Here is a 21,127-nt window from a genome sequence, read left to right on the forward strand (position 1 = left end):
CGGAGATAGCACGGGCCGCCGTGGGCAAGCCGGCGCGTTCAGGGCGCCTGCGTCTGGCGGGGACGCGGTCTGGCGCGGATGTGGATGCGCTCTCCCTGACGGCCGAAGAGGCTGAGGACCTCGACCGGACCCTCGCCGGTCGTGCCGAACCAGTGCGGCAGCCGGGTGTCGAACTCGGCCACCTCGCCCGGGCCCAGTACCAGGTCGTGATCGGCCAGCACGAGGCGCAGACGTCCCGACAGCACGTAAAGCCACTCGTAGCCCTCATGGGTGCACAGGTCGGGCACGCGCCGGGCCGCGGGGAGCACCATCTTGTACGACTGGATCGGGCCGGGCTGGCGCGTCAGGGGGAGGACGGTGTTGCCGTTCACGCGCCGTGGAGTCAGCCGGACGCGGGGGTCGCCGACCTCGGGGGCGCCCACCAGCTCGTCCAGCGGAACCTGGTGGGCCTGCGAGATGGGCAGCAGCAGCTCCAGGCTGGGGCGGCGCTGGCCGGACTCCAGGCGCGACAGCGTGCTCTTGGAGATCCCGGTGGCCTCGGAGAGCTCGGACAGGGTCACGTTGCGCTCGTTGCGGAGCCGCTTGAGGCGCGGGCCGACCTCGGCGAGCGCGTCGGCGATCGCGGTTGCGTGCTGCATACCCCCATTCCACTGCGGACGTCCCGGAAATGGCAACAAGGTTTGCCGTACGGCCGCCGGGGAGGGCACCGTCCGCGGCGGAGGTGATCGCGATGAGCGATGCGGAGTACGACGTCGTGGTGGTCGGTGCGGGGGCCGCGGGGCCGAACGCCGCGCTGGTGATGGCGCGGGCGGAAGGCGCCGGGGGTGGGGGGCGATGAGTGTCGAGACCGCTTCGCGGCGGGTGGGTTCTTCTGGGAGGCGGCTGCCGCTCGGGGTCTACCTGCTGGCGTTCAGCCTGTTCGCGATGGGCAGCGCGGAGTTCCTGCTGGCCGGGGTCCTGCCGGAGATCGCCGACGACCTCGGGATCAGCCTGTCCTCCGCGGGTGCGCTGATCTCGGCGTTCGCCGTCGGGGTGGTCGTCGGCGGGCCTCCCTTCGCCGTCCTGACGCTGCGCTGGCCGCGGCGTACCACGCTGGTGGCCACGCAGGTCGTCTTCGCGGTCTCGGTGGCGGTCGGCCTTCTGGCCGACGGTTACGCCGTGCTGGTGGCGACCCGCTTCCTGTGCGGGCTGGCCTACGCGGGTTACTGGGCCGTCGCGGCGGTCACCGCGATCGGTCTCGTCACGTCCGACCGCACCGCGCGGGCCTCCGGAGTGGTCGTCAGCGGCCTCGGCCTGGCGATGATCGCCGGTGGTCCGGCGGGCGCGCTGCTCAGCTACTTCACCGGGTGGCGGGGCGGGTTCTGGGGCGTGGTGGCCCTGACCGCGGCGGGCGCGGTCCTGAGCCTGGTCGCGATCCCCGCGACCGGCGCGGACGCGGAGCCGAGCGTGCGGCGGGAGCTGCGCACGATGAGGCGGCCGCAGCTCTGGGTCGTCTACGCCGCGACCATTTTGAGCACCGCCGCCTACATGATCTCGTTCAACTACCTCGCGGCGCTGCTGACCGACGTCACCGGCGTTCCGGGCGTGTGGGTCCCCGCGATCCTCGCGCTGTTCGGGGTCGGCGCCTTCATCGGCCTGTCCGCCGGGGGCAGGATCGCCGACCGGCGGCCCACGCACGCGCTCCTGGCGGGGGCCCTGGGGATCTCGGCCTGTTCCGTGCTGCTCGCGGTCCTGGCCGGGCACGCGGCGGCCGTCGTCCCGCTCGTCCTGCTGCTCGGGATCGCCGGATTCGTGCTGAATCCGGCCATCTACGGGCGGGTGTTCGCGATCGCGTCGGAGGCGCCGACGCTCGCCGGGGCCGCCACCGTCTCGGCGTTCCAGCTCGGCATCAGCCTCGTGCCGGCGCTCGCCGGCGCCGCCATGAACGCCGGCGCGGGTCTGACCTCCGTCGCCTGGATCGGCGCCGTCCTGGCGGCGGCCGTCGTGCCGGCCGTCCTCCTCGACCGGGCGCTCTCCCGTCGCGGACGGGGATGACCGGTCCGTGAGGAAGCGGACCGCCCCGGTCGGGGCGGTCCGCCGCCGCTCACCCGGTCGGGGTCGGCGAGGGGACGCCGGGAGGCGCCGAGGGCGGCTGGCCGCTCGCCTGCTCGGTGGGCCCGGGGCCCACGAAAAGGAGGACCTGGTTCTTGGCCCAGGGAACCGCGTCGTGGACGTACCACGTGGGCGGGACCTGGCCGGGCTTCAGCGCCTTGCTGACGTTGCCCTCCATGGCGCGGTACTCCGGCACCGTGACCTGCCGCTCGCGCAGGGCGGCCAGCACCTCGCCCACGCGGTGCCTGCGGTAGGTCATGCCGTGCATGACCTCGCCCGGAGCCGAGGCGGGCGCGGTGCTGTCGTACTGCTCGCCCGGGCGGGCGTCCCGCCCGAAGACGATCTGGGCGGTCCCCTTGTAGCCGGTGCGGATCCGGACGCCGACCGGGCAGACGTCGCCTCCGCCGCCGGTCACGCACTCGCCCTTGGCGGTGATCGTGGTGACGTCGCGCTCGCCGGTGTTCTCGCTGGTCTCCATCATGACGACGGTGCCGACGATGGACGGGGACGCCGGGACCATCGACAGCGTGACGTCGAGGCCGTGGGCGGCGAACTCCTCCTTGTAGCGCTTCGGGTCGGCCAGCGGGTCGCGGACGCGGACGTCGATGTAGCCGCCCCTGCGGGTGAACGACAGCGCCGAGACCAGCGAGACGCGCGGGCTCGTCGCGGTGACGCCCGGAGTGTCGCCGGGTCCGCCGTCGCGGGTCGCGACGACCGCCGTGACGGCCGCGCAGGCGACACCCGCCGCGGCCAGCGGGAGACCGATGCGCAGGACCGGCGAGCGCCGCCGGTGCGGGGCGGGTGACCCGTCCACCGTCGAGAGGGACGCGGTCGCGGTGATGCGGTCGGCGAGGGCGGCGGCCGCGTCCTCGGGCAGCAGGCCCGCGGCCTGCCGGTCGGTGACGGAGGCGAGCCCTCCGATCAGCGGGTCGATGTCGCGCTTCATGTGGGGTCTCCGTTCGGGATCCGCCGCCCCGTGGCGGGCAGGGACGCGGCGTGCAGGGAAGTTGCGGGTCCCGGGCCGGCGGGCGCCGGGGCGGCGGGGGTGTCCGTGTCCACGCGGGCCAGGGCGCGGGCGAAGCGGCGGCGGGCGCGGTGCAGGCGGATCCGCACCGCGTTGCGGGAGCAGCCCAGGACGGTCGCGATCTCGCCGTGGCCGAGGCCCTCCCAGCCGACGAGGGCCAGCAGCTCGCGGTCGGATTCGGGCAGGCCGCGGAACGCGGCGCCGACGCCGGTCAGGTCGCCGCCGGGCGGGTCCTGGACGGCCAGGCCGTCACGCAGCCGGGACCCGAGGTCGGCGGCCAGCGCGGACCTGCGGCGCTCGCCGCGGTGGTGGTTGGCCAGGACGCGCCGGGCCACCCCGTACAGCCACAGCCGGGCCTGGTCGCCGGGCGGGACGTCGTCGAGCCGCCGCCAGGCGGTGAGGAACGTCTCGGCCAGGACGTCGGCGGCGTCCTGCGGGTCGTTCGTGCGGCGCAGCGCGTATCCGAGGATCGGGGCGCGGTTGGCCGCGTAGACGTCCTCGAAGCGGCGCCGCCGGTCGTCGGGCGGGCGGGGTTCCCGCGGGTGCAGTGGTCGCGATGGGGATGGCAAGCCCTCTCCTCTCGTCGCGGTGTTCTCACCGGACGCAGGGCACATGTCCGCACATCGCAGAGCATTTCAGCTGAGCGCCGTCCAGCTTCGCGCCTTGCCCCCCAGACCGCCGCCCCGGTGCGGGGAGCCGGGGCGGCGACCTGAGGAGGGCGCCGCTCAGCGGGCGGCGCGCGCGAAGAGGCGGAAGGCCGACGTTCCCAGGCCGGCGGGCTCGGGAAGCCGGAAGACGGGCTCGCGCTCGTCGTAGCGGTCGGTCTCGCGGTGCCACCTGAGGATGCCGGCCATCCAGTCGCGCAGTTCCCCGACGTACGAGGAGACGGCGGCCCGGGCGGCGTCGTCCAGGCCGAGGTGGTCGCAGAGGGCGGGGAGCTCGCCGCCGGCGAGGTGCTCGAACTGGCGGCGGCGGGAGGCGATGAGGTCGCCCACGATGGGCAGCGCCTCGTCGCGGCCGCAGCCGAAGAAGTTCTCGACGGCGAGGACGCCGTTGTTCAGCTCGCCCTCGTACTCGATCTCCTTCTGGTAGGAGTAGCAGTCGTTGAGCAGGCACGCGACGTCCATCGCGGAGGCTTCGAGCTCGCGGAGGGTGCGGGTCTGGAAGACGTGCGGAGGGACCTCGTCCGCGCGCCCGATGCGGGCCAGGCTCATCGTCAGCTCGGAGCCGAACGTGCGGCGGCGCATCTCGACGTAGTCGACGGGGTCGGGGACGCGCGACTGGAGGTGGTTGTTCAGCTCCCACACCCAGCTCTCGACCATGTGCTCGACGGCCGCGCGGAACTCGCGGCGGCCCCGGTCGTCCATCGGCCCTGCGGTGCGGGGCCACAGGTCCGCCAGCCCGGCCTCGAACGGGTTCTCCGGGGCGGGGACGGGACCGCAGTCCAGCGGCATGAACCGGGGGACGCGGGCGTTGAACGCCTTCGCTCCCGCCATGTCGCGGTCGCGGTTGAAGACGGCCGGGAAGAAGTCGTCGCCGAAGGTGCCGCACCCCAGCCACTGGACGGCGAGGTCGAGCGCGTCCGGGTCGGCGTCGGGGGCGAGGGACGCGCCGCAGACCTCCAGTGCCATCCCGGTGAGCCGGTCGGCGCTCCACACGGGGACGGGCGTGCGGGGGTGGGGGGAGAGCATGCCCATCTCCCGCGCCCAGGCGAGCAGGTTGCGCCCCGCGCGCTCGCAGTGCGGGTTGACGCGCGCTGTGTACGGGATGTCGAACGCGGGCAGCGGCGTCGGCCCCACTTTCTGGAACGGGACGTGGGGGAGGCTGATCCGCGCCGACTTCAGCAGGGCGGGGATGCGGGCGGCGGACATGCCGAGCGACCTGTCGTTCATGTACCTGCTGGACCGCAGGTGCCATTCGTGGCCGCCGGACTGCCAGTCCTGGAGGGCCTTGACGTAGGCCGCGACGCTCGCCCGCTCCGCCGGGTCGAGGGCGTGGTCCTCGAAGACGTGCGGCAGCTCGGTCACCGCGGTGTTCTCGAACTGGCGGAGCCGCGAGGTGAGCAGGTCGTTGACGGTGTCGGCGGCGACCTGCGGCGCGACCGACAGGAACCGCTCCATCACCAGCACCGAGTTGTTGACCTCGCCCTCGGACTCGGTCTCGCGCTGGTAGGAGAAGATGTCGTTGCGCAGGTGGACGGCGTCGGAGAAGGTGTCCTTCAGGACGCGCAGCGGCCGCGTCGCCACCACGCGTTCGGGGATCTCGACGCCCGCGGCGTGCTCGGCGAGGTCGGCCGACCACGGCGCCCCGCCGACCTTGCGGCGCATCTCGATGTACTCGACCGGGTTCGGGATCCGCCCGGTGCTGATGTTGGACAGCTCCCACAGCGATTCGCGCAGCAGGTTCAGGGTGCTCACCGAGAAGCGGCGCCGCCAGGCGTCCGACCGCGCCGGGACGGTCCGCGCCCACAGGTCGGCGAGCCCGCGCTCGACGGCGTTCACCGGGTCGGGCGGGTCCAGCGACATGAACAGCGGCAGCCGGTCGAGGTAGGACCGTGCGCCCTCCTGGTCCTGCGGCTTCTTGAAGACCTCCAGGAAGTGGTCGTCGAAGTAGAAGACCCAGACGTACCAGTCGGTGACGAGGTCGAGTTCGGGGGCGGCGCAGTCGGGGTGCGTGTAGGCGCACAGGAGGGCGTAGTCCATCGCTTCGAGCGCGCGCTCGTCCCAGATGTCGGGGGTCCCGGGGTCCCGGTCGGCGTCCAGCATCTTCATCTCGCGCGCCCACGCCATGGTGTGCCGCCGCGCGCCCTCCAGGTTCGGGTTGAGCCGCGCGGGATACGGGACGTAGAAGTCGGGCAGCTCGAAGGGTTGCATGAACCGGCCTTCCTGTCGGGTCCGGTTCGGCAACCTACAGCACAGGAGATGTCACGGAAAGTGACACATTGCTTGCCGGAATCTCCGGCCAAACTGCGGGTAAGCCGAGGTCATGTCGAAGTCGCGCGAACCTGCCGCGGCCAACGACCCGCTGGAGCAGAACCTCGTGCTCGCCCGGCGTGTGGTCGAGGCGGCGCAGCAGGAGATGATCGATAAGGCCCGGCAGCGCATCCCGGCGCTGCGCCTGGGGGCCGTGGCCGGGGCGTTCGGGGTCATGGCGACCGCCGCCACCTACCGCATGAACGTGCTGCTGCTGGAGCGGAAGCTCCCTCCCGAGCTGGCGTCGTTCATCACCGCCGCCGTGTACGGGGGAGGGGCGGGGGCCGCGGCGATGGCCGCGTCCCGCAAGTGGAAGGGGCTTCCGCCGCCGCTGCCGACCGACACGGCCCGGCAGGTCGTGGAGATCCTCACCGACAACGACTGAGGCGAGGGCCGGGGAAGAGCCCCGACGCGGCCGCCGAGGTTCGGTGACCGACGGAAGATCCGGGGTAGGCACCCCGGCATGGACAGCGAAGCCACGCCCGTGCACGCCGACGTCACCCTCGTCGTGAACGGGACAGAGCACCGGCTCAACGTCGACACCCGAGCGTCCCTGCTGGACGTCCTGCGTGAGGATCTCGGCCTGACCGGGTCGAAGAAGGGCTGCGACCACGGCCAGTGCGGAGCCTGCACCGTCCTCCTCGACGGGCGCAGGGCGAACGGGTGCCTGGCCTTGGCCGTCGCCCATGACGGAGCGGACGTCGTCACGGTCGAAGGGCTGGCGCGGGACGGAGAGCTGAGTCCCGTCCAGCAGGCGTTCATCGAGAACGACGCCTTCCAGTGCGGGTACTGCACGCCCGGCCAGCTCTGCTCCGCCACCGGGATGCTGGACGAGGCCGAACGCGGCTGGCCCAGCGCGGTCACCGGCGACCTGGGGACCGATCCCGTTCTGGACGACGACGAGATACGCGAGCGGATGAGCGGCAACTTGTGCCGCTGCGGCGCCTACGTCGGCATCGTCGCGGCCCTCAAGCAGGCTGCGCAGCGCAGGGAGGGGGCAGAGGCATGAGACCCTTCGCGTACGAGCGCGCCACCAGCGCCGAGGACGCCCTCCAGCGCCACCAGGACGGAGCCGTCTACCTGGGCGGCGGAACCAACCTCGTCGACCTGATGCGGCTCGGGGTGGAGGAGCCGAGCAGGCTCGTCGACGTCGCGCATCTCCCCTACGACCAGATCGAGCTGCGACCGGACGGAAGCCTCGCCATCGGGTCGGCGGTGACCAACAGCGCCGTCGCCGCCGACCGGACCGTGCGCGAGGGCCACTCCCTCCTGGCGCAGGCCGTCCTCGCGGGGGCGTCCGGCCAGATCCGCAACCTCGCCACCGTCGGCGGCAACCTGCTCCAGCGGACCCGCTGCTCCTACTTCCAGGACACCTCCAAGCCCTGCAACAAGCGCACCCCGGGCAGCGGGTGCCCGGCGCGGGAGGGCGAGCACCACAACCTGGCGATCCTGGGCCATTCCGACGCCTGCGTGGCGACGCACCCGTCGGACATGGCCGTGGCGCTGGCCGCCCTGGACGCGTCCGTGCGCGTGCGGGGGCGCGGCGGAGAGAGGACCGTCCCCATCGAGGACCTGTACAGGCTCCCCGGGGACGAGCCCCAGCGCGACACCACCCTCGAACCGGGCGACCTGATCACCGCCGTGGAGGTCCCCGCGCTGGGCGTCCCGTCCCGCTACCGCAAGGTCCGCGAGCGCGCGTCGTTCGCGTTCGCGCTGGTCTCCATAGCGGCGGCGCTGGACGTCGCCGACGGCCGGGTTCGGGACGTCCGGCTGGCCCTCGGCGGCGTCGCCCACAAGCCGTGGCGGGCGCGCCGCGCCGAGGAGGCCCTGCGCGGCGCGGAGGCGACGGAGGAGTCCTTCCTGCGCGCCGCCGAGGCCGAGATGGAGGCCGCCGAGCCGCTGCGCGACAACGCCTACAAGGTGCCGATGGCGCGCAACCTGATCGTCCGGACGCTGACCGAGCTGGGGGAGGAGTCATGACCGACCGGCTGGAGGGCCGCGAGAAGGTCACCGGGACGGCGCGCTACGCGTTCGAGTACCCCGTGGAGGGCGCCGCCTACGCCGCGGCCGTCCAGGCGAGCGTGGGCAAGGGCCGGATCGCGTCGGTCGGGACCGAGGCCGCGCTGCGGCTGCCCGGGGTGCTCGCCGTCCTGTCCTGCGAGAACGCCCCCGAGCTCGACGACACCTCGGACGGCGAGCTGGCCCTGTTCCAGTCGCGGACGGTCTCCTACCGCGGCCAGTTCGTGGCCGCCGTGGTCGCGGAGACCCTGGAGACCGCCCGGGAGGCGGCCCGCCTGCTGCGCGTCGAGTACGCCGAGGAGGCGCCGGACGTGCGTCTGCGCGCCGACCATCCGGGCCTCTACAAGCCGGACAAGGTGAACCCGGTGTTCCCCGCGGACACCGGGCAGGGCGAGCCCGAGAAGGCGTTCGCCGACTCGGCCGTGCGGGTGGACGCCGTCTACACGACCCCGGCCGAACACAACAACCCGATGGAGCCGCACGCCACGATCGCCCGGTGGGACGACGACGGCACTCTCACGCTGTACGACTCCAACCAGGGCGCGTCGACCGTCCAGTCCACGATCGCGAAGGTCTTCGGGCTCGACCCCTCCCGGGTGCGCGTCGTGTCGCCGCACGTCGGCGGCGGGTTCGGCTCCAAGGGCACGCCCCGGCCGAACGTCGTGCTCGCCGCGATGGCCGCCCGCGTCGCGGGACGTCCCGTGAAGTTCGCCGTCCCGCGCCAGCAGATGTTCGCCACCACCGGCTACCGGACCCCGACCGTCCAGCGCCTGCGCCTCGGCGCCGGCGAGGACGGGCGGCTGAACGCGATCCTGCACGAGGTGGCCGAGCAGACCTCGACCGTCAAGGAGTTCGCCGAGCAGACCGCGACGCCCACGCGCATGATGTACCGGGCCCCGCACCGCCTCACCTCGCACCGGGTGGTGCCGCTCGACGTCCCCACGCCGTCCTGGATGCGCGCCCCGGGCGAGACGCCCGGCATGTACGCGCTCGAATCGGCGATGGACGAGCTGGCCGTCGCCACGGGCATCGACCCGGTCGAGCTCCGCGTGCGCAACGACACCGATCACGAGCCGGAGAGCGGGCTTCCGTTCAGCTCGCGGAACCTGGTCGCCTGCCTCCGCGAGGGCGCCGAACGCTTCGGGTGGGCCGGGCGCGACCCCCGTCCCGGCGTCCGCAGGGAGGGCCGCAAGCTCGTGGGCACGGGCGTCGCCGCGTCCACCTATCCCGCCTACCAGCGGCCCAACCAGGCCTCGGCCCGGGCCGAGCCCGACGGGACGTTCACCATCCGGATCGCCGCCGCCGACATCGGCACCGGCGCCCGCACCGCCCTCGCCCTGATCGCGGCCGAGACGCTCAAGGAGGACCTCGCCGACATCCGGATGGAGATCGGCGACAGCTCGTTCCCCCGGGCGTCGGTGGCGGGCGGATCCGGAGGGACGGCCGGCTGGGGGACGGCCGTCGTGCGCGCCTGCGAGGCCCTGCGCGGGAAGCTGAACGGCGCCGTCCCGCCGGAGGGCGTGGAGGCGTCGGCCGACACCGGCGAGGAGCTCAAGGCCCGCGCCGAGTACGCCCGGCACGCGTTCGGCGCGCAGTTCGCCGAGGTGGAGGTGGACGCCGACACCGGCGAGGTCCGCGTCCGCCGGATGCTCGGCGTGTTCGCCGCCGGGCGGATCATCAACCCCACGACGGCCCGGTCCCAGTTCATCGGCGGGATGACGATGGGCGTCGGGATGGCGCTGATGGAGCAGAGCGTCATGGACCGGGAGTTCGGCGACTACCTGAACCGCGACCTCGCCCAGTACCACGTCCCGGCCTGCGCCGACATCCGCGACGTCGACGCCGCGTGGGTGGAGGAGTCCGACCCGCACCTGAACCCGATGGGAGCCAAGGGCATCGGCGAGATCGGCATCGTCGGCGCGGCGGCGGCCGTCGGCAACGCCGTCCACCACGCCACCGGGATCCGCGTTCGCGACCTGCCCATCACCCCGGCCCGGCTCCTCCGGGAGCTCTGACCGGTTGAAAAGTTCACTATCAAGGTGATCTCCGTCACCGGGCCGGGTAGGGATGACGTACTCGGGGGCGACCACTACCCCACGAGGTGATCGCCGTGTACCAGCAGGTCCTCGATCCCGTCGCCGACTCGCTCGGCTGGAGCTCCCTGGTCGCCGCGCTGCCGCTGGCCGTGTTGTTCGTCCTGCTCGGCGGCGTCCGCATGCGCGCGTGGCTCGCGTCCCTGATCGCGCTGGCGGTCGCGCTGGCCGTCGCGGTCTGGACGTACGGGATGCCCGCCGACCAGGCGCTCCTCGCCGGCTCCGAGGGCGCGGCGTTCGGCTTCTACCCGATCCTGTGGATCGTCATCAACGCCCTCTGGGTTTACAACATCACCGTCGCCACCGGGCACTTCGACGTGCTGCGCCGGTCGTTCGCGCGGGTCAGCGACGACAGCAGGCTCCAGGCGGTGCTGATCGCGTTCTCGTTCGGCGCGCTGCTGGAGGCCCTGGCCGGATTCGGCACGCCGGTCGCGGTCACCTCCGTCATGCTGATCGCGCTCGGCTTCCCGCCGCTCAAGGCCGCCGTCCTCGCCCTCACCGCCAACACCGCGCCCGTCGCGTTCGGCGCGATGGCGACGCCGATCCTCACGCTCGGCAAGGTCACCGGCGAATCCAGCGACACGCTCGGCGCCATGGTGGGGCGGCAGACCCCGATCCTCGCCGTGTTCGTCCCGCTCGTCCTCGTCGCCATCGTGGACGGGCGGCGCGGGCTGCGCGAGACCTGGCCCGTCGCCCTGCTGTGCGGCGCCGCGTTCGGGGCCGCGCAGTACGTCACCGCGAACTTCGTCTCGGTGCCGCTCGCCGACGTCGTGGCGTCGCTGGTCTCCGCGGCGGCCGTCGTCCTGGCCGTCCGGGTGCGCCCGTCGGCGGCGCCGGCGAAGCCCGCCCCGGTCGCCGGCGGCGCGGCGGACGAGCCGACCCCGGAGTTCGCCGCCCGCGTCGAGGGCCGGGACGCCGAGGGCCGGGACGGGGGACGGGCCGGGGACTCCCGCGCCGAGGTCGCCCGCGCCTACGCGCCTTACGCGATCATCATCGCGGTCTTCGTCGTCTGCCAGATCGGGCCGGTCAAGGACCTCCTGGACCGGGCGACCCGGACGTTCTCCTGGCCGGGGCTGCACCTCACGGGCCCCACGGGCAAGCCGCTGGCCCTGCCGACCTTCACCTTCAACTACCTGACCACGCCCGGCACGCAGATGCTCGCCGCCGGGCTGATCACCATGGCCGCCCTCGGCGTCGGCGCCGGCCGGGCCCTGCGCGCCTACGGGACGACGCTCGTCCAGCTCAGGTGGGCGATCATCACGGTGATGGCCGTCCTGGCGCTGGCGTTCGTGATGAACGCGTCGGGGCAGACCGTGACGCTCGGGACGTGGATGGCGGGGGCGGGCGGCGCGTTCGCGCTGCTGTCGCCGATCCTCGGCTGGCTCGGCACCGCCGTCACCGGATCGGACACCTCGTCCAACTCGCTGTTCGGCTCCCTGCAGGTCACCGCCGCGAACAAGGCCGACCTGTCGACGGTCCTGATGGCCGCGACCAACAGCTCCGGCGGCGTCCTCGGCAAGATGGTGTCGCCGCAGAACCTCGCCATCGCCGCCGCGGCCGTCGGCCTGGACGGGCGCGAGGGCGACATCTTCCGCCGCGTGGTGCTGTGGAGCCTGCTGTTCCTGGCCGGGATGTGCGTGCTGTCCGGCCTGCAGTCCACCGCGGTGCTCGGCTGGATGGTCCCGTGAGGGGCCGGCCGCGAGGGGGGCTACTGCCAGTAGCCCTCCACCTCGCCGGCGGGACGGACCTGGGCGTCTTCCGGGTTCTGTCCCGCCGAGAGGCGGGCCCTCCGCTGCCGCAGCAGATCCCAGCACTGGTCGAGCGCCACCTCCAGGTCCCGCAGCCGCGTCTGGACCTCGGCGTTGGAGGCCTCGGCCCGCTCGTGCGCCTGCCGGAGAGAGTGTTCCTCCTCGATGAAATCGTTGATACGTTCCAGGATCGCCTTCTCGTCCATGAAATGGCTTCCGATCGTGGTTTTCCGCTCTGGTGGGGTCCAGAAGGTCCCGACAGGTGAGAGCCTTGCATATACGGGGCCGCGCACGGTAGCGGCGGCGCCCCGTTGAGGGTGAGGAGCAGATGACGGTCTGGCGGATCACCGGCGGCGAGGGCGCCCCCGACCCGGGTGCGCGGGAGGCTCCCCGCTACGACATCGTCGAGCACGACTCCGCGCTGCTGCGCATCACGGCCGCGTCGGGCGTGCCCCGGGTCCTGCTCGCCGGGGAGGTCGACGTCTCCAACACCGCCGCGGTCGCGCGCGCCCTGCGCGCCGTCCAGGACCGCGTGTCCGGCGACCTGCACGCCGACCTGTCGGGGGTGGAGTTCATGGACGTCGCGGGCCTGCGCGCCTTCAGCGAGGCCGCCCGCGCCCTGCACGAGCGCGACTGCCTCCTCGTCCTGCACGGGGTCCCCCCGCACATCGAGCGGCTGTTCACGCTGATCGGCTGGAACGCCACCCCCGGCCTGGAGATCCACTGCCCGCCGCGGCCGCTCGCCCGCTGAGCCACCCGAGCCGCTGAGCCACCGGATCACCATGCCCGCGTCAGCGTGCGGCAAAGGGTGCCGGGTGCAAACGCGAACCTCTTCAGGAAACCGTCATATGCCGTTTGACCTGGTTGAACACGGTTAGGAGGGGTTTACAGCTCTCCGATTCAGAGGGGGATCTCATGGCAAGGCGTAGAGAGCACCAATCCGCGCCGATGCCCGGCGAGCACACGGGACAGGCGATGCCCGCGGAGGGCACGGCCACCCCGGCGCACGGCGCGGCCGCACCGGCACAGGGCGCGGCGATGGCGCCCCCGAGGGGCGCGGACCAGGCCGGCGAGCACGCGCTCTGGGAGGACCGCACCCGCGTCTTCCTGCAGCCGATCGCGGCGCCGTCGATCCTCGGGCTGTTCGGGCTCGCCGCCGCGGCCATGATGGTGGGCGCGTGGCAGGCCGGCTGGTACGGCGGCGTCGGCACCCCGCTCATCCTGTGGCCCTTCGTGCTGACCTTCGGCGGCATCGCGCAGCTGCTGGCCGGCCTGTGGGGCTACCGGGCGCGGGACGGCGTGGCCACCGCCATGCACGGCATGTGGGGCGCGTTCTTCATCGGCTGGGGGCTGCTGTTCCTGCTGGTGAGCATCGGTGCGGCGCCGGTGGCACTGGCGCCGGTCCTCGGCACGGCCTATCAGGGATTCGCGTTCTGGTTCATCCCACTCGCGGTGATCACCGGACTGGGCGCGCTCGCCGCGCTCGGCGAGAACCTGATGACGTCCCTGGTCTGGGCCTGCCTGGCGGTCGGCGCGGGCTTCACGGCCGCCGGATTCTGGGTGGGGACGACCTGGGCGCTGGACGTCGGCGGCTGGCTGTTCGTCGCCGCCTCGGTGGTCGCCCTGTACGCGGCCGCCGCGATGATGTTCGCGAACAGCTTCGGGCGGACGATCCTGCCCACCGGCATGATGCGCCGGGGCGCCAACGTGCCCGGCGGCCGGGGGGTCCGGCCCCTGGAGTACCGGCAGGGCGAACCGGGCCTGAAGATCGGGCAGTGATCTCCGGCGTTTCGCCTTGACATTCCCGTTACCCTATGCTGAGCCCAAGAGCACCGAACTGGGCTCGGAGGGGGAGCGGGAATGTCATCGGCGGTCCGGAGGACGTGGCGACGCCTCGTCCAGTCCTACAACCTGCTGTGCGCGCGCGAGGACGCGTCGGCACGCGGCGTCACGATACCCAGCGGAGTCTGGGCCTGCGACCGCTGCCACGCGCCGCACCTTGAGCTGGCGACCCTCAAGCACCACCTCCGCACCGAGCACGCCTGACGCGTCCCGGGCCCGGAGAAGGAGATCCGGGCGGGGCTCACAGGATCCGGGCCATGGCCTGTTCCAGACGGTGGACGGAGAGCGACTCTCCGGCCAGCCCCCGGGTGACGTCGACGAGCTCCTTCAGCCCGCCGGGGTAGTCCAGGCACGTGGTGAGGATGGCGAAGCAGTCCATCCGGGCGCCCGCGTGACGGGTGACCGCGGCGGCGACGTCGCGGCGGAGGGCGCCGACCACCTGGTCGCGGCCCTGCGGGGACGACAGCAGCGGCACCTCCAGCATGCGGTCGACCAGTTCGAAGACCGCCGGCCGGTCCGGCGCGTCCGGCGGCGGCGCGAAGACCGAGGGCCGCGGTGAGACCGCGGTGGCCGGGTTCCGGTGCGCGTCCGGGCGGCCGGCGTCCGCGCCCGGCAGCCTGATCCACGCCGAGGCGTCGGTCTCCTTGACCGCCACCTCGATCCGCCGGTAGTCCTCCGGGATGATCCTCCCCCTGGCGTGCCGGACGACGTCGGAATGGACGCGCTCGGAGACCACCAGCCCGAACCACGCCCCGGACGCGCCGAGCGCCTCCTTGAAGGCGGGGGCGTCGAGGATGCGGAACGTGTGGTTCACGGCCGTTCCCACCAGCCCGTGGCCGTCGAACACGGCCTCCCCGGTGTGCACCGCCATCCGCAGCCCGATCCGGGCGATCTCGGAGGCGACCCGGTTGTGGCGGCCCAGTTCGGCCCGCAGCGTGTCGGCGACGTCCACCAGGACCGGCTCCACCTCCAGATGGGGCCGCAGGGCGATCATCGCTCCGTCGCCGCGGTCCTCCCAGTAGCAGTCGGCCAGGAGGACCCCCGCGGCGGCGAGGCTCACGTCCAGATGCCGGTACAGCGCGTCGCGCATGTGCCGTCGCACGTCGTCGGTCCGGGTCGCGTCGCCGAAACCCGCGATGTCGCAGCCGACGATGACGCAGGGCCCCGAGGGGCGCCAGAGAGGGCCGGTGGCGTCGAAATCGGGAAGCATGTCCGCTGCCCCTCCTCAGTTCCGTGCGCCGAGCCCCGTTCCATCCGGCTCAGAGCGAGGTCGGCGCGATGTCGCAGTCGAGTAGACGTCCCTCCCCGGCCTGCCTCACGTCGGGGTGCCCGTCCCCGAGGACGTCCGCCAGGGCGCCGACGGGGTCGCCGGCCGGGCCTTCCAGGCCGAGCGCGTCGCAGATCACCCGGTGGTTGTGGGCGCACGCGAGCGTGTAGACGTGGTCCGGGCCGTACCGGCCGCCGAACCGCTCCCAGGTCTCGTTGGAGCGGATGCGGGCCGCCTCCAGCCTGCCCATGTGGAACAGGTCGTGGACGAGCCCGACCGAGCAGCAGAGCGAGAAGTAGTGGTCGGCGCCCAGCGCGGCGCGCAGCTCCCGGACGGACGTGTCGTCGAGGACGCGCGCCGCCTCGTGGTCGCCCAGGCCCCGCAGCGCCATGGCGAGGTCCGCGGCGCAGGCGTGGGAGAACGGATGGTCCATGCCCATGACCCGGCGGTGCTCGGCGAGGGCCGCCTCTCCGAGCGCGCGGGCCCTCCCGGCGTCGCCGGCCGCCAGGCAGGCCGCCACCAGCACGCGCCGGGCGGCGAGGGTGTCGGGATGCCGCTCGCCGTAGCGTTGCGTGTGGAGCCGCAGCGTCGCCTCCGCCCGCGCCATCGCCTCGCCGTGGCGGCCCAGCTTCCGCAGGGTGACGGCGTGGCTCATCTCCGTGTGCAGCACGAACGCGTGCTCGGACACGGGCGTCTCCCGCATGGTCGTCAGGACCTCCCGCTGCAGCGCGGCGGCCTCGCGGTAGTCGCCCAGCCCGTGCAGGTCGCGGGCGAGCTGGCTGATGGCCAGCAAGGTGTTGCGGTGGCGCGGGCCGAGGCTCGCGCGGAGCTGCTCGACCGAGCCGGCGTCGATCGCCCGCGCCCGCTCGAACTCGCCCAGCAGGCGCAGGTCGATGCCGACGTTGTTGGCGACGACGAGCGTCTCGACGTGGCCGTTGCCGAACAGCCGGACCGTGCGGCGCAGCGTGTCCTGGTCGAGGGCGAGGGCGGCCCGGAAGTCGCCCTTCAGCCGCAGGTCGGCGGCGACGTTGCGGGCGGCCCGCATGGTGAGCGAGTGGCCGGGCCCGAAGCGCTCGGTCGTCCGCCGGTGGATGTCGGCGTTCTGCCGGTTCGCCGCGGCCACCTCCCCGAGCGCGCGCAGCACGGTGCCGAGCTCGCGGCCCGCGATGAGCACCGACTCGTCGTAGGGGCCGAGCTCCCGCTGCCACCGCTCCAGCGCGAGCTCGGCGAGGACGCGGCTGCCCTCGAAGTCGCCGAGCAGGTACAGGTAGCGCATCTGGTCGAGCGCGACCCCGCGGACCTCGGTGGACGCGCCGCCGATGACGCCCGACGGCACCACGTGCGGGGCGATCTCCGCTCGGATCCCCCAGGTGGTCTCGTCCTCCGGCGTCGCCTGCGGCGTCGCGGCGGCGAGGATCCGGTGCACCCGGTCCCGCACGACCCGGCGGTCGGTCTCGGAGAGCCTGGTCTGCAGCATCGTCCGCACGAGCCGGTGGACCTGGAGGCTGCACGGATCCGGGTCGAACCGGCCGAGGGCGTAGCGGCTGATGTCGGCCATCGCCGTCCGGAGCAGGCCGGCGTCTCCCAGCGTCTCCGCCAGTTCCGGGGGGAGGCCGTCCGCGGCGCCCGCCGACAGCAGGTTCCGGGTGACGGGCTCGGGGCCGAAGAAGGCCCACAGCTCCAGCAGCCGCCCCGCGGCGGGCGCGTCCTCCAGCAGCCGCTCGAACGCCAGGGTCAGCGTCGCGGCCAGCTCGGCCGGATAGTCCGGCGGGAGGGCCGGCCGGGCCTTCTCGCGGAGCCGGCGGTCGAGGAGCCGCAGGTACTCCGCGGTCGTCCGGCCGGTCACGGCGTGCCACGCCGCGGCCTGCTCGACCGCCAGCGGCAGGTCGCCGATCCGCCGGGCGAGCCGGTCGGCGTCGGCGGGCGTGAGGCCGGGCACGCGGCGGCACAGCAGCGCGATGCTCTCCGCGCGCTCGAACACCCCCACCTCCTTGCCGGCGGTGAGCTCCGTCCAGCGGTGGTCCCGGGAGGTGACCAGGACGTGCCCTCCCGGGACGGCGGTCGTCAGCCGCCCGCCGGGCTCCCCCCGGCGCACCGGCATCAGCGGGACGATCTCGTCGGGGTCGGCGGCGTTGTCGTAGATGAGCAGCCAGCGCCGGCGCCCCGGGCCCGCGCGCAGCGCGTCCAGGAGGTGCTCGACGGTCCGGTTGACCTCGTCGCTGAGCGGCGTGCCGAGCCGCCGGGCCAGCTCGGCGAGCGACGACCTGGCGAGCGTGGTCCGCTCGGCGGGCACCCACCAGACGAGGTCGTAGTCGCCCGCGTGGCGGTGGGCGTACTCGACGGCGAGCTGCGACTTGCCCTGCCCGCCGAGCCGCCGCGGGTCCGCGGGCAGCAGGGAGGTCACCGCGCCGGACAGTTCCGCCCGGATGTCGCGGAGCAGGGCGTCGCGGCCGGTGAAGTCGGGGTTGCGCGCCGGGAGCCCGCCGCCCAGCAGCGGCGCCCGCGCGTCCCGCCCCTCCCGCGCGGGGCCCTCGCCGGGCGCGGGTCCGGCGTCGTCCGGGACGGCGGCGCCGGGACCGTCCGCGGCGCTCTGCGCCAGGCGCTCCGCGATCTGCGCGTACCGCCCGCCGAGCCGGGCGAGCACGCGCGCCGCGACCTGCGCGAACGGCGGATCCTGCCGCAGGTCCTCGGCGCCCTGCTGGATGGCCCGCAGCAGCGCGGGGAAGTCCTGCGTGGACCCCCACCGCCCGCGCACGACGTCCCAGACGTTGCGCAGGACGCCCATCGCCTCCGTGCGGCCGAGACCGCCGAGCAGGACGTCGCGGACCCCGTCGTGGAACTCGTACTCGACGCCCGCCGGGTCCGAGGCGCGGCGGGCGCGCCGCAGCAGGCCGCCCAGGAACACCTCGGCCAGGTGCGCCGACGTGGCCTCCGGGAGCATGGCCCTCTGGACGAGCGACATGACCTCCAGCCGCAGCGGGGCCGCCGCGAGGTAGGCCGCCAGCCGGAACGCCGTCGGCGAGGAGACCGCTCGGAAGCGCGTCACCCGCTCGGCTGGCGACAGGTCGCCGCCGTCCTCCTCCCGGGCGTCCCGGGGGGCCTCGGCGGCCGGCGCGCCGGTGAACACGGCCATCGCCGCGATCCGCTCCGCCCCGCAGCCGACGAGTTCGGCCCAGGGGCGCAGCCAGCGGGGCTCCAGCTCCATCACGGGAACGGCGACGCCGGGCGGCACGGCGGACTCCTCGCGCGGCCGCACCGTGAGCCGGGCGTTCGGCGCCCCGGCCCGCTGCGCCCCGAGCCACACCGGCTCGACCGCCGTCGCGCACCGCCACCACAGCCGCTGGGGGAGCGGCTGGAGGATCGCGACCGGGGCGGACCGCGCCCAGCGTTCGACGACCGCGGCGGCGCGCCCGTCGCCCCAGGCCGGCCCGATGCAGTCGCTGAAGACCAGGACCACGCGGCGGTGCGTCGGGTCGATCAGCTCGTCCGGGCTGCGGCCCGGCCCGGCCGGCGAGCTGCCGGTGCGCAGGACGAGCGCGCCGCCGTCGGCGTCGAGCCGCCACACCCGCACGTCGCGGAAGGCGCCCAGCCGTTCCATCAGGGTCCGCAGCTCGGCGGCGAGCCGGGTCCAGACGACCATGGAGGGGCCGCCGTCCACCACGAGGGCGAGGTCGAGCCGCCGTTCCGGCGCGGGCTCCATGACCGGCTCCCAGATGCCGGTCTCCGCGATCCGCTGCGCCGTCGCCTCCTCGACGAGGTTCTCCACCGTCCGGGACGAGACCCTGCCCCGCAGCGGCCGCAGCGCGCGGGCGAGGCTCAGCGCGTGCGGGAGCGCGGGCGCCGCCGGGGCGCGCACGGCGTCTCCCGGCGCGGACCCCGGCGCGGGGAGGTGCAGTCCCGCCTGCGCGGCCGACGGCGCGGGACGGACCGGGCGGCGGGGCGCGGACGGTTCGGCGACCGCGGGCTCGGCCGCGACGGGCTCCGCGGGCGGTTCCGGCTCCGCCTCAGGGCCGGGCGCCGGCGGGTCCTGACCGCCGGGCGCCGCGGCCCCCGGCAGGGAGAGCGCCAGCCACAGGGCGTCGGCGACCTCCTCCGCGGTGGGCCGGGGGGAGAGCGCCTCCAGCGCCCCGATCAGCCGGGGGATCATCCCGGGCCGGCGGCGCCCAGCGGGCGCAGGATCGCCCTGACCATGTCCTGGAGCGTGGCCTCCGAGGGCCGGGAGCCGGTCGTGCTCAGGTAGACCGCGTTGAGGAGCTGGTCGGTGGCCAGGTCGCCCTGCTCGCGGCGGTCCAGGAACTCCCGGATGAGGTCCGCGCTCGCCGCGCTCGCCGCGGGGCCGAGGTGCGCCTCGACGATCTCGGCGAGCTCCTCGGGGCTCGGCGGTTCGATCACCAGCCGGACGCAGCGGCGCAGGAACGCCGGGGGGAACTCCCGCTCGCCGTTGCTGGTGATGACGACCAGCGGGAACGCGGTGCACTGGACCCGGCCGCGGCCGACCGGCACCCGGTCCGGTCCCTTGGCCGGCATGACGTGCACGACCGGCTGGTCCTCCGGGAGGCGTTCGAGCTCCGGGATGGTGAAGCCGCCCTCCTCGAACACGTTGAGCAGGTCGTTGGGCAGGTCGATGTCGCTCTTGTCCAGCTCGTCGATGAGCAGCACGCGGGGGCGCGGCTGCGGCAGCAGCGCCGTCCCGAGCGGCCCGAGCCGGATGTAGCGGCCGATGTCGGGGGCCTCGGTGTCGGCCCCGGGGGCCACGGCCCGGCGCAGGCTCGTCTCGTGCAGGCGGCCGATGGCGTCGTAGCGGTACAGCCCTTCCTGGAGCGTGACCCGGCTGGTGATCGGCCAGTCCAGCACGGGACCGAGGCCCAGCTCGTGCGCCACGTTGTAGGCGAGCGTCGACTTGCCCGTCCCGGGCTTGCCGGTGACCAGCAGGGGCCGCCGCAGGCGCAGGGCCACGTTCACCATGGTGACGACGTTCGGTTTCGGACGGTACGCCAGGGCGCGCTCCAGACCGCCGCCCGGCAGCCGGGCGGCGCCGTCGGCCGTGTCGCCGGCCGCGTCGAACCGCCTCCAGGGCGGCGGATCGGGCAGCCGCGCCAGGCCGTCGTGCGGCCGGGCGTCACCCCGGTAGATCTCCCAGCCCTCGGACTCTTCGCCCGCGGTCGTCTCCGTCTTCGCCACAGGTACCTCCCAGGGGGCTCAGGCCGGGGCGTTCAGCCGCACGTAGGGTTCGGGCAGCCGGTCCGCGTCGTCGAACACCAGCGTCAGGTCGAGACCGAGATGGACGCCGCCGCCGTCTCCGTCGAGGGCCCGGAGCGCCTGCCGGCGCAGCGCCAGCACGGCGTCGGGCAGGTCCATCGCCCCCGCGCCCAGCAGTTCCCGGAACTCCCGGGCGAACCGCTCCGGATCGCGGCCGCGGCGGCACCAGGTGACGATCGGCGCCCCCGCCTGGAGCGCGGCGCGCAGCTCCGCGGAATCCGGCCCGTCCGTGCGCGGGGGGAAGGCCATGGCCATGCACACCGACGACGGTTCGGACAGCAGCATGCTGTAGAGGCTTTCACCGCCGTACTGCCCGGGCTGTGTCACCCAGCACACCTCGGCGCCGTGGGGGTTGTCGCGCAGCCACCGCCACTTGCGGCGCCAGTGGTGGTGGTACGCCCGCCTGCGCATCCGGTCGAGGCTGCGGACGACCACCGGATGCTCGATGCCGAGGCGCCGCTCCAGCCCGTCCACCGTGATCCGCAGCTGGTCGACCGGCGTGCCGAGCAGGTCGACCGGCAGCACGAACTCCAGCGTCAGCTCCGGCGTCGGCCGGTTGACGACGTGCTGGTCCTCGCACAGCAGCTCCTTGACGAGCCCGGGCAGCCGGTCGAGGGGGACGGGTTCGTCGTCGCAGCGCAGCATGAGCCCGTGCCCGCCGTCCACCTGGAGCCACGCGGAGGCCAGGTAGCGGTCCGGGACGGCTCCGTCCCCGCGCAGCTCGATGACCAGGTAGCTCCGCGCCGCGGCCTCCCGCGCCCCGGCGTCGCGCGCCGCGGGCACCTCGCGCCGCCGCGCCGGGGGGAGGCCGC

The 21,127-nt window shown here is 74.2% G+C and carries 18 protein-coding genes; 9 read left to right on the forward strand and 9 right to left on the reverse strand.

The annotated features are described in order from the left end of the window. Nucleotides 1-38: 38 nt before the first annotated feature. Complete coding sequence (locus tag AB0C87_RS27095; RefSeq protein ID WP_345182707.1) at nucleotides 39-638, reverse strand: XRE family transcriptional regulator; 600 nt, start codon at nucleotides 636-638, stop codon at nucleotides 39-41. Between the two features lie 196 nt (nucleotides 639-834). Between AB0C87_RS27095 and AB0C87_RS27100 the strand changes: the two genes are divergently transcribed. Then, complete coding sequence (locus AB0C87_RS27100) at nucleotides 835-2,034, forward strand: MFS transporter (protein WP_345182706.1); 1,200 nt, start codon at nucleotides 835-837, stop codon at nucleotides 2,032-2,034. A 49-nt stretch (nucleotides 2,035-2,083) separates the two neighbouring features. On the opposite strand, the gene AB0C87_RS27105 is transcribed toward AB0C87_RS27100, so the two are convergent. From AB0C87_RS27105 to AB0C87_RS27115, 3 genes are all read right to left on the reverse strand, one after another. Beyond that, the gene (locus tag AB0C87_RS27105) at nucleotides 2,084-3,037 is read right to left on the reverse strand and encodes a hypothetical protein (protein ID WP_360580122.1); all 954 of its coding nucleotides are present in this window, start codon (nucleotides 3,035-3,037) and stop codon (nucleotides 2,084-2,086) included. Then, a complete protein-coding gene (locus AB0C87_RS27110) occupies nucleotides 3,034-3,684 on the reverse strand; it encodes an RNA polymerase sigma factor (protein ID WP_360351829.1) in 651 nt (216 codons plus the stop codon). Before AB0C87_RS27110 ends, AB0C87_RS27105 begins: the two co-directional genes overlap by 4 nt. Nucleotides 3,685-3,840: 156 nt before the next feature. Beyond that, nucleotides 3,841-5,988, reverse strand: a complete 2,148-nt coding sequence (locus AB0C87_RS27115) for a germacradienol/geosmin synthase (protein ID WP_360580123.1) — start codon at nucleotides 5,986-5,988, stop codon at nucleotides 3,841-3,843. 112 nt (nucleotides 5,989-6,100) lie between these two features. Here AB0C87_RS27115 and AB0C87_RS27120 point away from each other — a divergent pair, with 112 nt between their 5' ends. The 5 genes from AB0C87_RS27120 (at nucleotide 6,101) to AB0C87_RS27140 (ending at nucleotide 11,887) form a co-directional block, all read left to right on the forward strand. Further along, entirely contained in the window at nucleotides 6,101-6,472 is a 372-nt protein-coding gene (locus AB0C87_RS27120) for a phage holin family protein (RefSeq protein ID WP_345182701.1), read from the forward strand. Between the two features lie 78 nt (nucleotides 6,473-6,550). After that, complete coding sequence (locus tag AB0C87_RS27125; RefSeq protein WP_360580125.1) at nucleotides 6,551-7,096, forward strand: 2Fe-2S iron-sulfur cluster-binding protein; 546 nt, start codon at nucleotides 6,551-6,553, stop codon at nucleotides 7,094-7,096. After that, nucleotides 7,093-8,067, forward strand: coding sequence for a xanthine dehydrogenase family protein subunit M (locus AB0C87_RS27130; protein WP_345182699.1), 975 nt, complete (start codon nucleotides 7,093-7,095; stop codon nucleotides 8,065-8,067). Before AB0C87_RS27125 ends, AB0C87_RS27130 begins: the two co-directional genes overlap by 4 nt. Beyond that, nucleotides 8,064-10,121 carry a molybdopterin cofactor-binding domain-containing protein gene (locus AB0C87_RS27135; RefSeq protein ID WP_353831648.1) on the forward strand — a complete coding sequence of 686 codons (2,058 nt, stop codon included), beginning with the start codon at nucleotides 8,064-8,066 and terminating at the stop codon, nucleotides 10,119-10,121. Before AB0C87_RS27130 ends, AB0C87_RS27135 begins: the two co-directional genes overlap by 4 nt. A gap of 95 nt (nucleotides 10,122-10,216) precedes the next feature. Next, nucleotides 10,217-11,887, forward strand: a complete 1,671-nt coding sequence (locus tag AB0C87_RS27140) for an L-lactate permease (protein WP_345182697.1) — start codon at nucleotides 10,217-10,219, stop codon at nucleotides 11,885-11,887. Between the two features lie 20 nt (nucleotides 11,888-11,907). Here the strand turns inward: AB0C87_RS27140 and AB0C87_RS27145 are convergent, their stop codons facing one another. After that, complete coding sequence (locus AB0C87_RS27145; protein ID WP_345182696.1) at nucleotides 11,908-12,153, reverse strand: DUF2630 family protein; 246 nt, start codon at nucleotides 12,151-12,153, stop codon at nucleotides 11,908-11,910. Between the two features lie 122 nt (nucleotides 12,154-12,275). Between AB0C87_RS27145 and AB0C87_RS27150 the strand changes: the two genes are divergently transcribed. The 3 genes from AB0C87_RS27150 to AB0C87_RS27160 all read left to right on the forward strand — a co-directional run bounded on the left by AB0C87_RS27150 (nucleotide 12,276) and on the right by AB0C87_RS27160 (nucleotide 13,993). Continuing rightward, the gene (locus AB0C87_RS27150) at nucleotides 12,276-12,698 is read left to right on the forward strand and encodes an STAS domain-containing protein (protein WP_353831646.1); all 423 of its coding nucleotides are present in this window, start codon (nucleotides 12,276-12,278) and stop codon (nucleotides 12,696-12,698) included. A 164-nt stretch (nucleotides 12,699-12,862) separates the two neighbouring features. Beyond that, a complete protein-coding gene (locus tag AB0C87_RS27155; protein ID WP_360580129.1) occupies nucleotides 12,863-13,726 on the forward strand; it encodes a GPR1/FUN34/YaaH family transporter in 864 nt (287 codons plus the stop codon). An 81-nt stretch (nucleotides 13,727-13,807) separates the two neighbouring features. Next, nucleotides 13,808-13,993, forward strand: coding sequence for a hypothetical protein (locus tag AB0C87_RS27160; protein ID WP_345182692.1), 186 nt, complete (start codon nucleotides 13,808-13,810; stop codon nucleotides 13,991-13,993). Nucleotides 13,994-14,030: 37 nt separating this feature from the next. Here the strand turns inward: AB0C87_RS27160 and AB0C87_RS27165 are convergent, their stop codons facing one another. The 4 genes from AB0C87_RS27165 to AB0C87_RS27180 all read right to left on the reverse strand — a co-directional run. Further along, nucleotides 14,031-14,999 (reverse strand): hypothetical protein, encoded by a 969-nt coding sequence (locus AB0C87_RS27165; protein ID WP_360580131.1) that lies wholly within the window; start codon nucleotides 14,997-14,999, stop codon nucleotides 14,031-14,033. Nucleotides 15,000-15,048: 49 nt separating this feature from the next. Further along, a complete protein-coding gene (fxsT, locus tag AB0C87_RS27170; protein WP_360580133.1) occupies nucleotides 15,049-19,203 on the reverse strand; it encodes an FxSxx-COOH system tetratricopeptide repeat protein in 4,155 nt (1,384 codons plus the stop codon). Next, a complete protein-coding gene (locus AB0C87_RS27175; protein ID WP_353832211.1) occupies nucleotides 19,200-20,237 on the reverse strand; it encodes an AAA family ATPase in 1,038 nt (345 codons plus the stop codon). The genes fxsT and AB0C87_RS27175 overlap by 4 nt, the downstream gene beginning before the upstream one ends. 18 nt (nucleotides 20,238-20,255) lie before the next feature. Continuing rightward, on the reverse strand, nucleotides 20,256-21,127 hold an 872-nt coding region (locus AB0C87_RS27180), incomplete at its 5' end, for a hypothetical protein (RefSeq protein WP_360580135.1).

Origin of the sequence: Actinomadura sp. NPDC048021, from assembly GCF_040653135.1 — a bacterium.
GTDB classification, from domain to species: domain Bacteria; phylum Actinomycetota; class Actinomycetes; order Streptosporangiales; family Streptosporangiaceae; genus Spirillospora; species Spirillospora verrucosospora.

Coding starts and splice junctions, on each gene's coding strand:
- AB0C87_RS27095 (WP_345182707.1), bottom strand. CDS start 638: ATGCAGCACGCAACCGCGATCGCCGACGCGCTCGCCGAGGTCGGCCCG.
- fxsT (WP_360580133.1), bottom strand. CDS start 19,203: ATGATCCCCCGGCTGATCGGGGCGCTGGAGGCGCTCTCCCCCCGGCCC.
- AB0C87_RS27125 (WP_360580125.1), top strand. CDS start 6,551: ATGGACAGCGAAGCCACGCCCGTGCACGCCGACGTCACCCTCGTCGTG.
- AB0C87_RS27100 (WP_345182706.1), top strand. CDS start 835: ATGAGTGTCGAGACCGCTTCGCGGCGGGTGGGTTCTTCTGGGAGGCGG.
- AB0C87_RS27150 (WP_353831646.1), top strand. CDS start 12,276: ATGACGGTCTGGCGGATCACCGGCGGCGAGGGCGCCCCCGACCCGGGT.
- AB0C87_RS27165 (WP_360580131.1), bottom strand. CDS start 14,999: ATGCTTCCCGATTTCGACGCCACCGGCCCTCTCTGGCGCCCCTCGGGG.
- AB0C87_RS27105 (WP_360580122.1), bottom strand. CDS start 3,037: ATGAAGCGCGACATCGACCCGCTGATCGGAGGGCTCGCCTCCGTCACC.
- AB0C87_RS27130 (WP_345182699.1), top strand. CDS start 7,093: ATGAGACCCTTCGCGTACGAGCGCGCCACCAGCGCCGAGGACGCCCTC.
- AB0C87_RS27120 (WP_345182701.1), top strand. CDS start 6,101: ATGTCGAAGTCGCGCGAACCTGCCGCGGCCAACGACCCGCTGGAGCAG.
- AB0C87_RS27155 (WP_360580129.1), top strand. CDS start 12,863: ATGGCAAGGCGTAGAGAGCACCAATCCGCGCCGATGCCCGGCGAGCAC.
- AB0C87_RS27115 (WP_360580123.1), bottom strand. CDS start 5,988: ATGCAACCCTTCGAGCTGCCCGACTTCTACGTCCCGTATCCCGCGCGG.
- AB0C87_RS27160 (WP_345182692.1), top strand. CDS start 13,808: ATGTCATCGGCGGTCCGGAGGACGTGGCGACGCCTCGTCCAGTCCTAC.
- AB0C87_RS27135 (WP_353831648.1), top strand. CDS start 8,064: ATGACCGACCGGCTGGAGGGCCGCGAGAAGGTCACCGGGACGGCGCGC.
- AB0C87_RS27145 (WP_345182696.1), bottom strand. CDS start 12,153: ATGGACGAGAAGGCGATCCTGGAACGTATCAACGATTTCATCGAGGAG.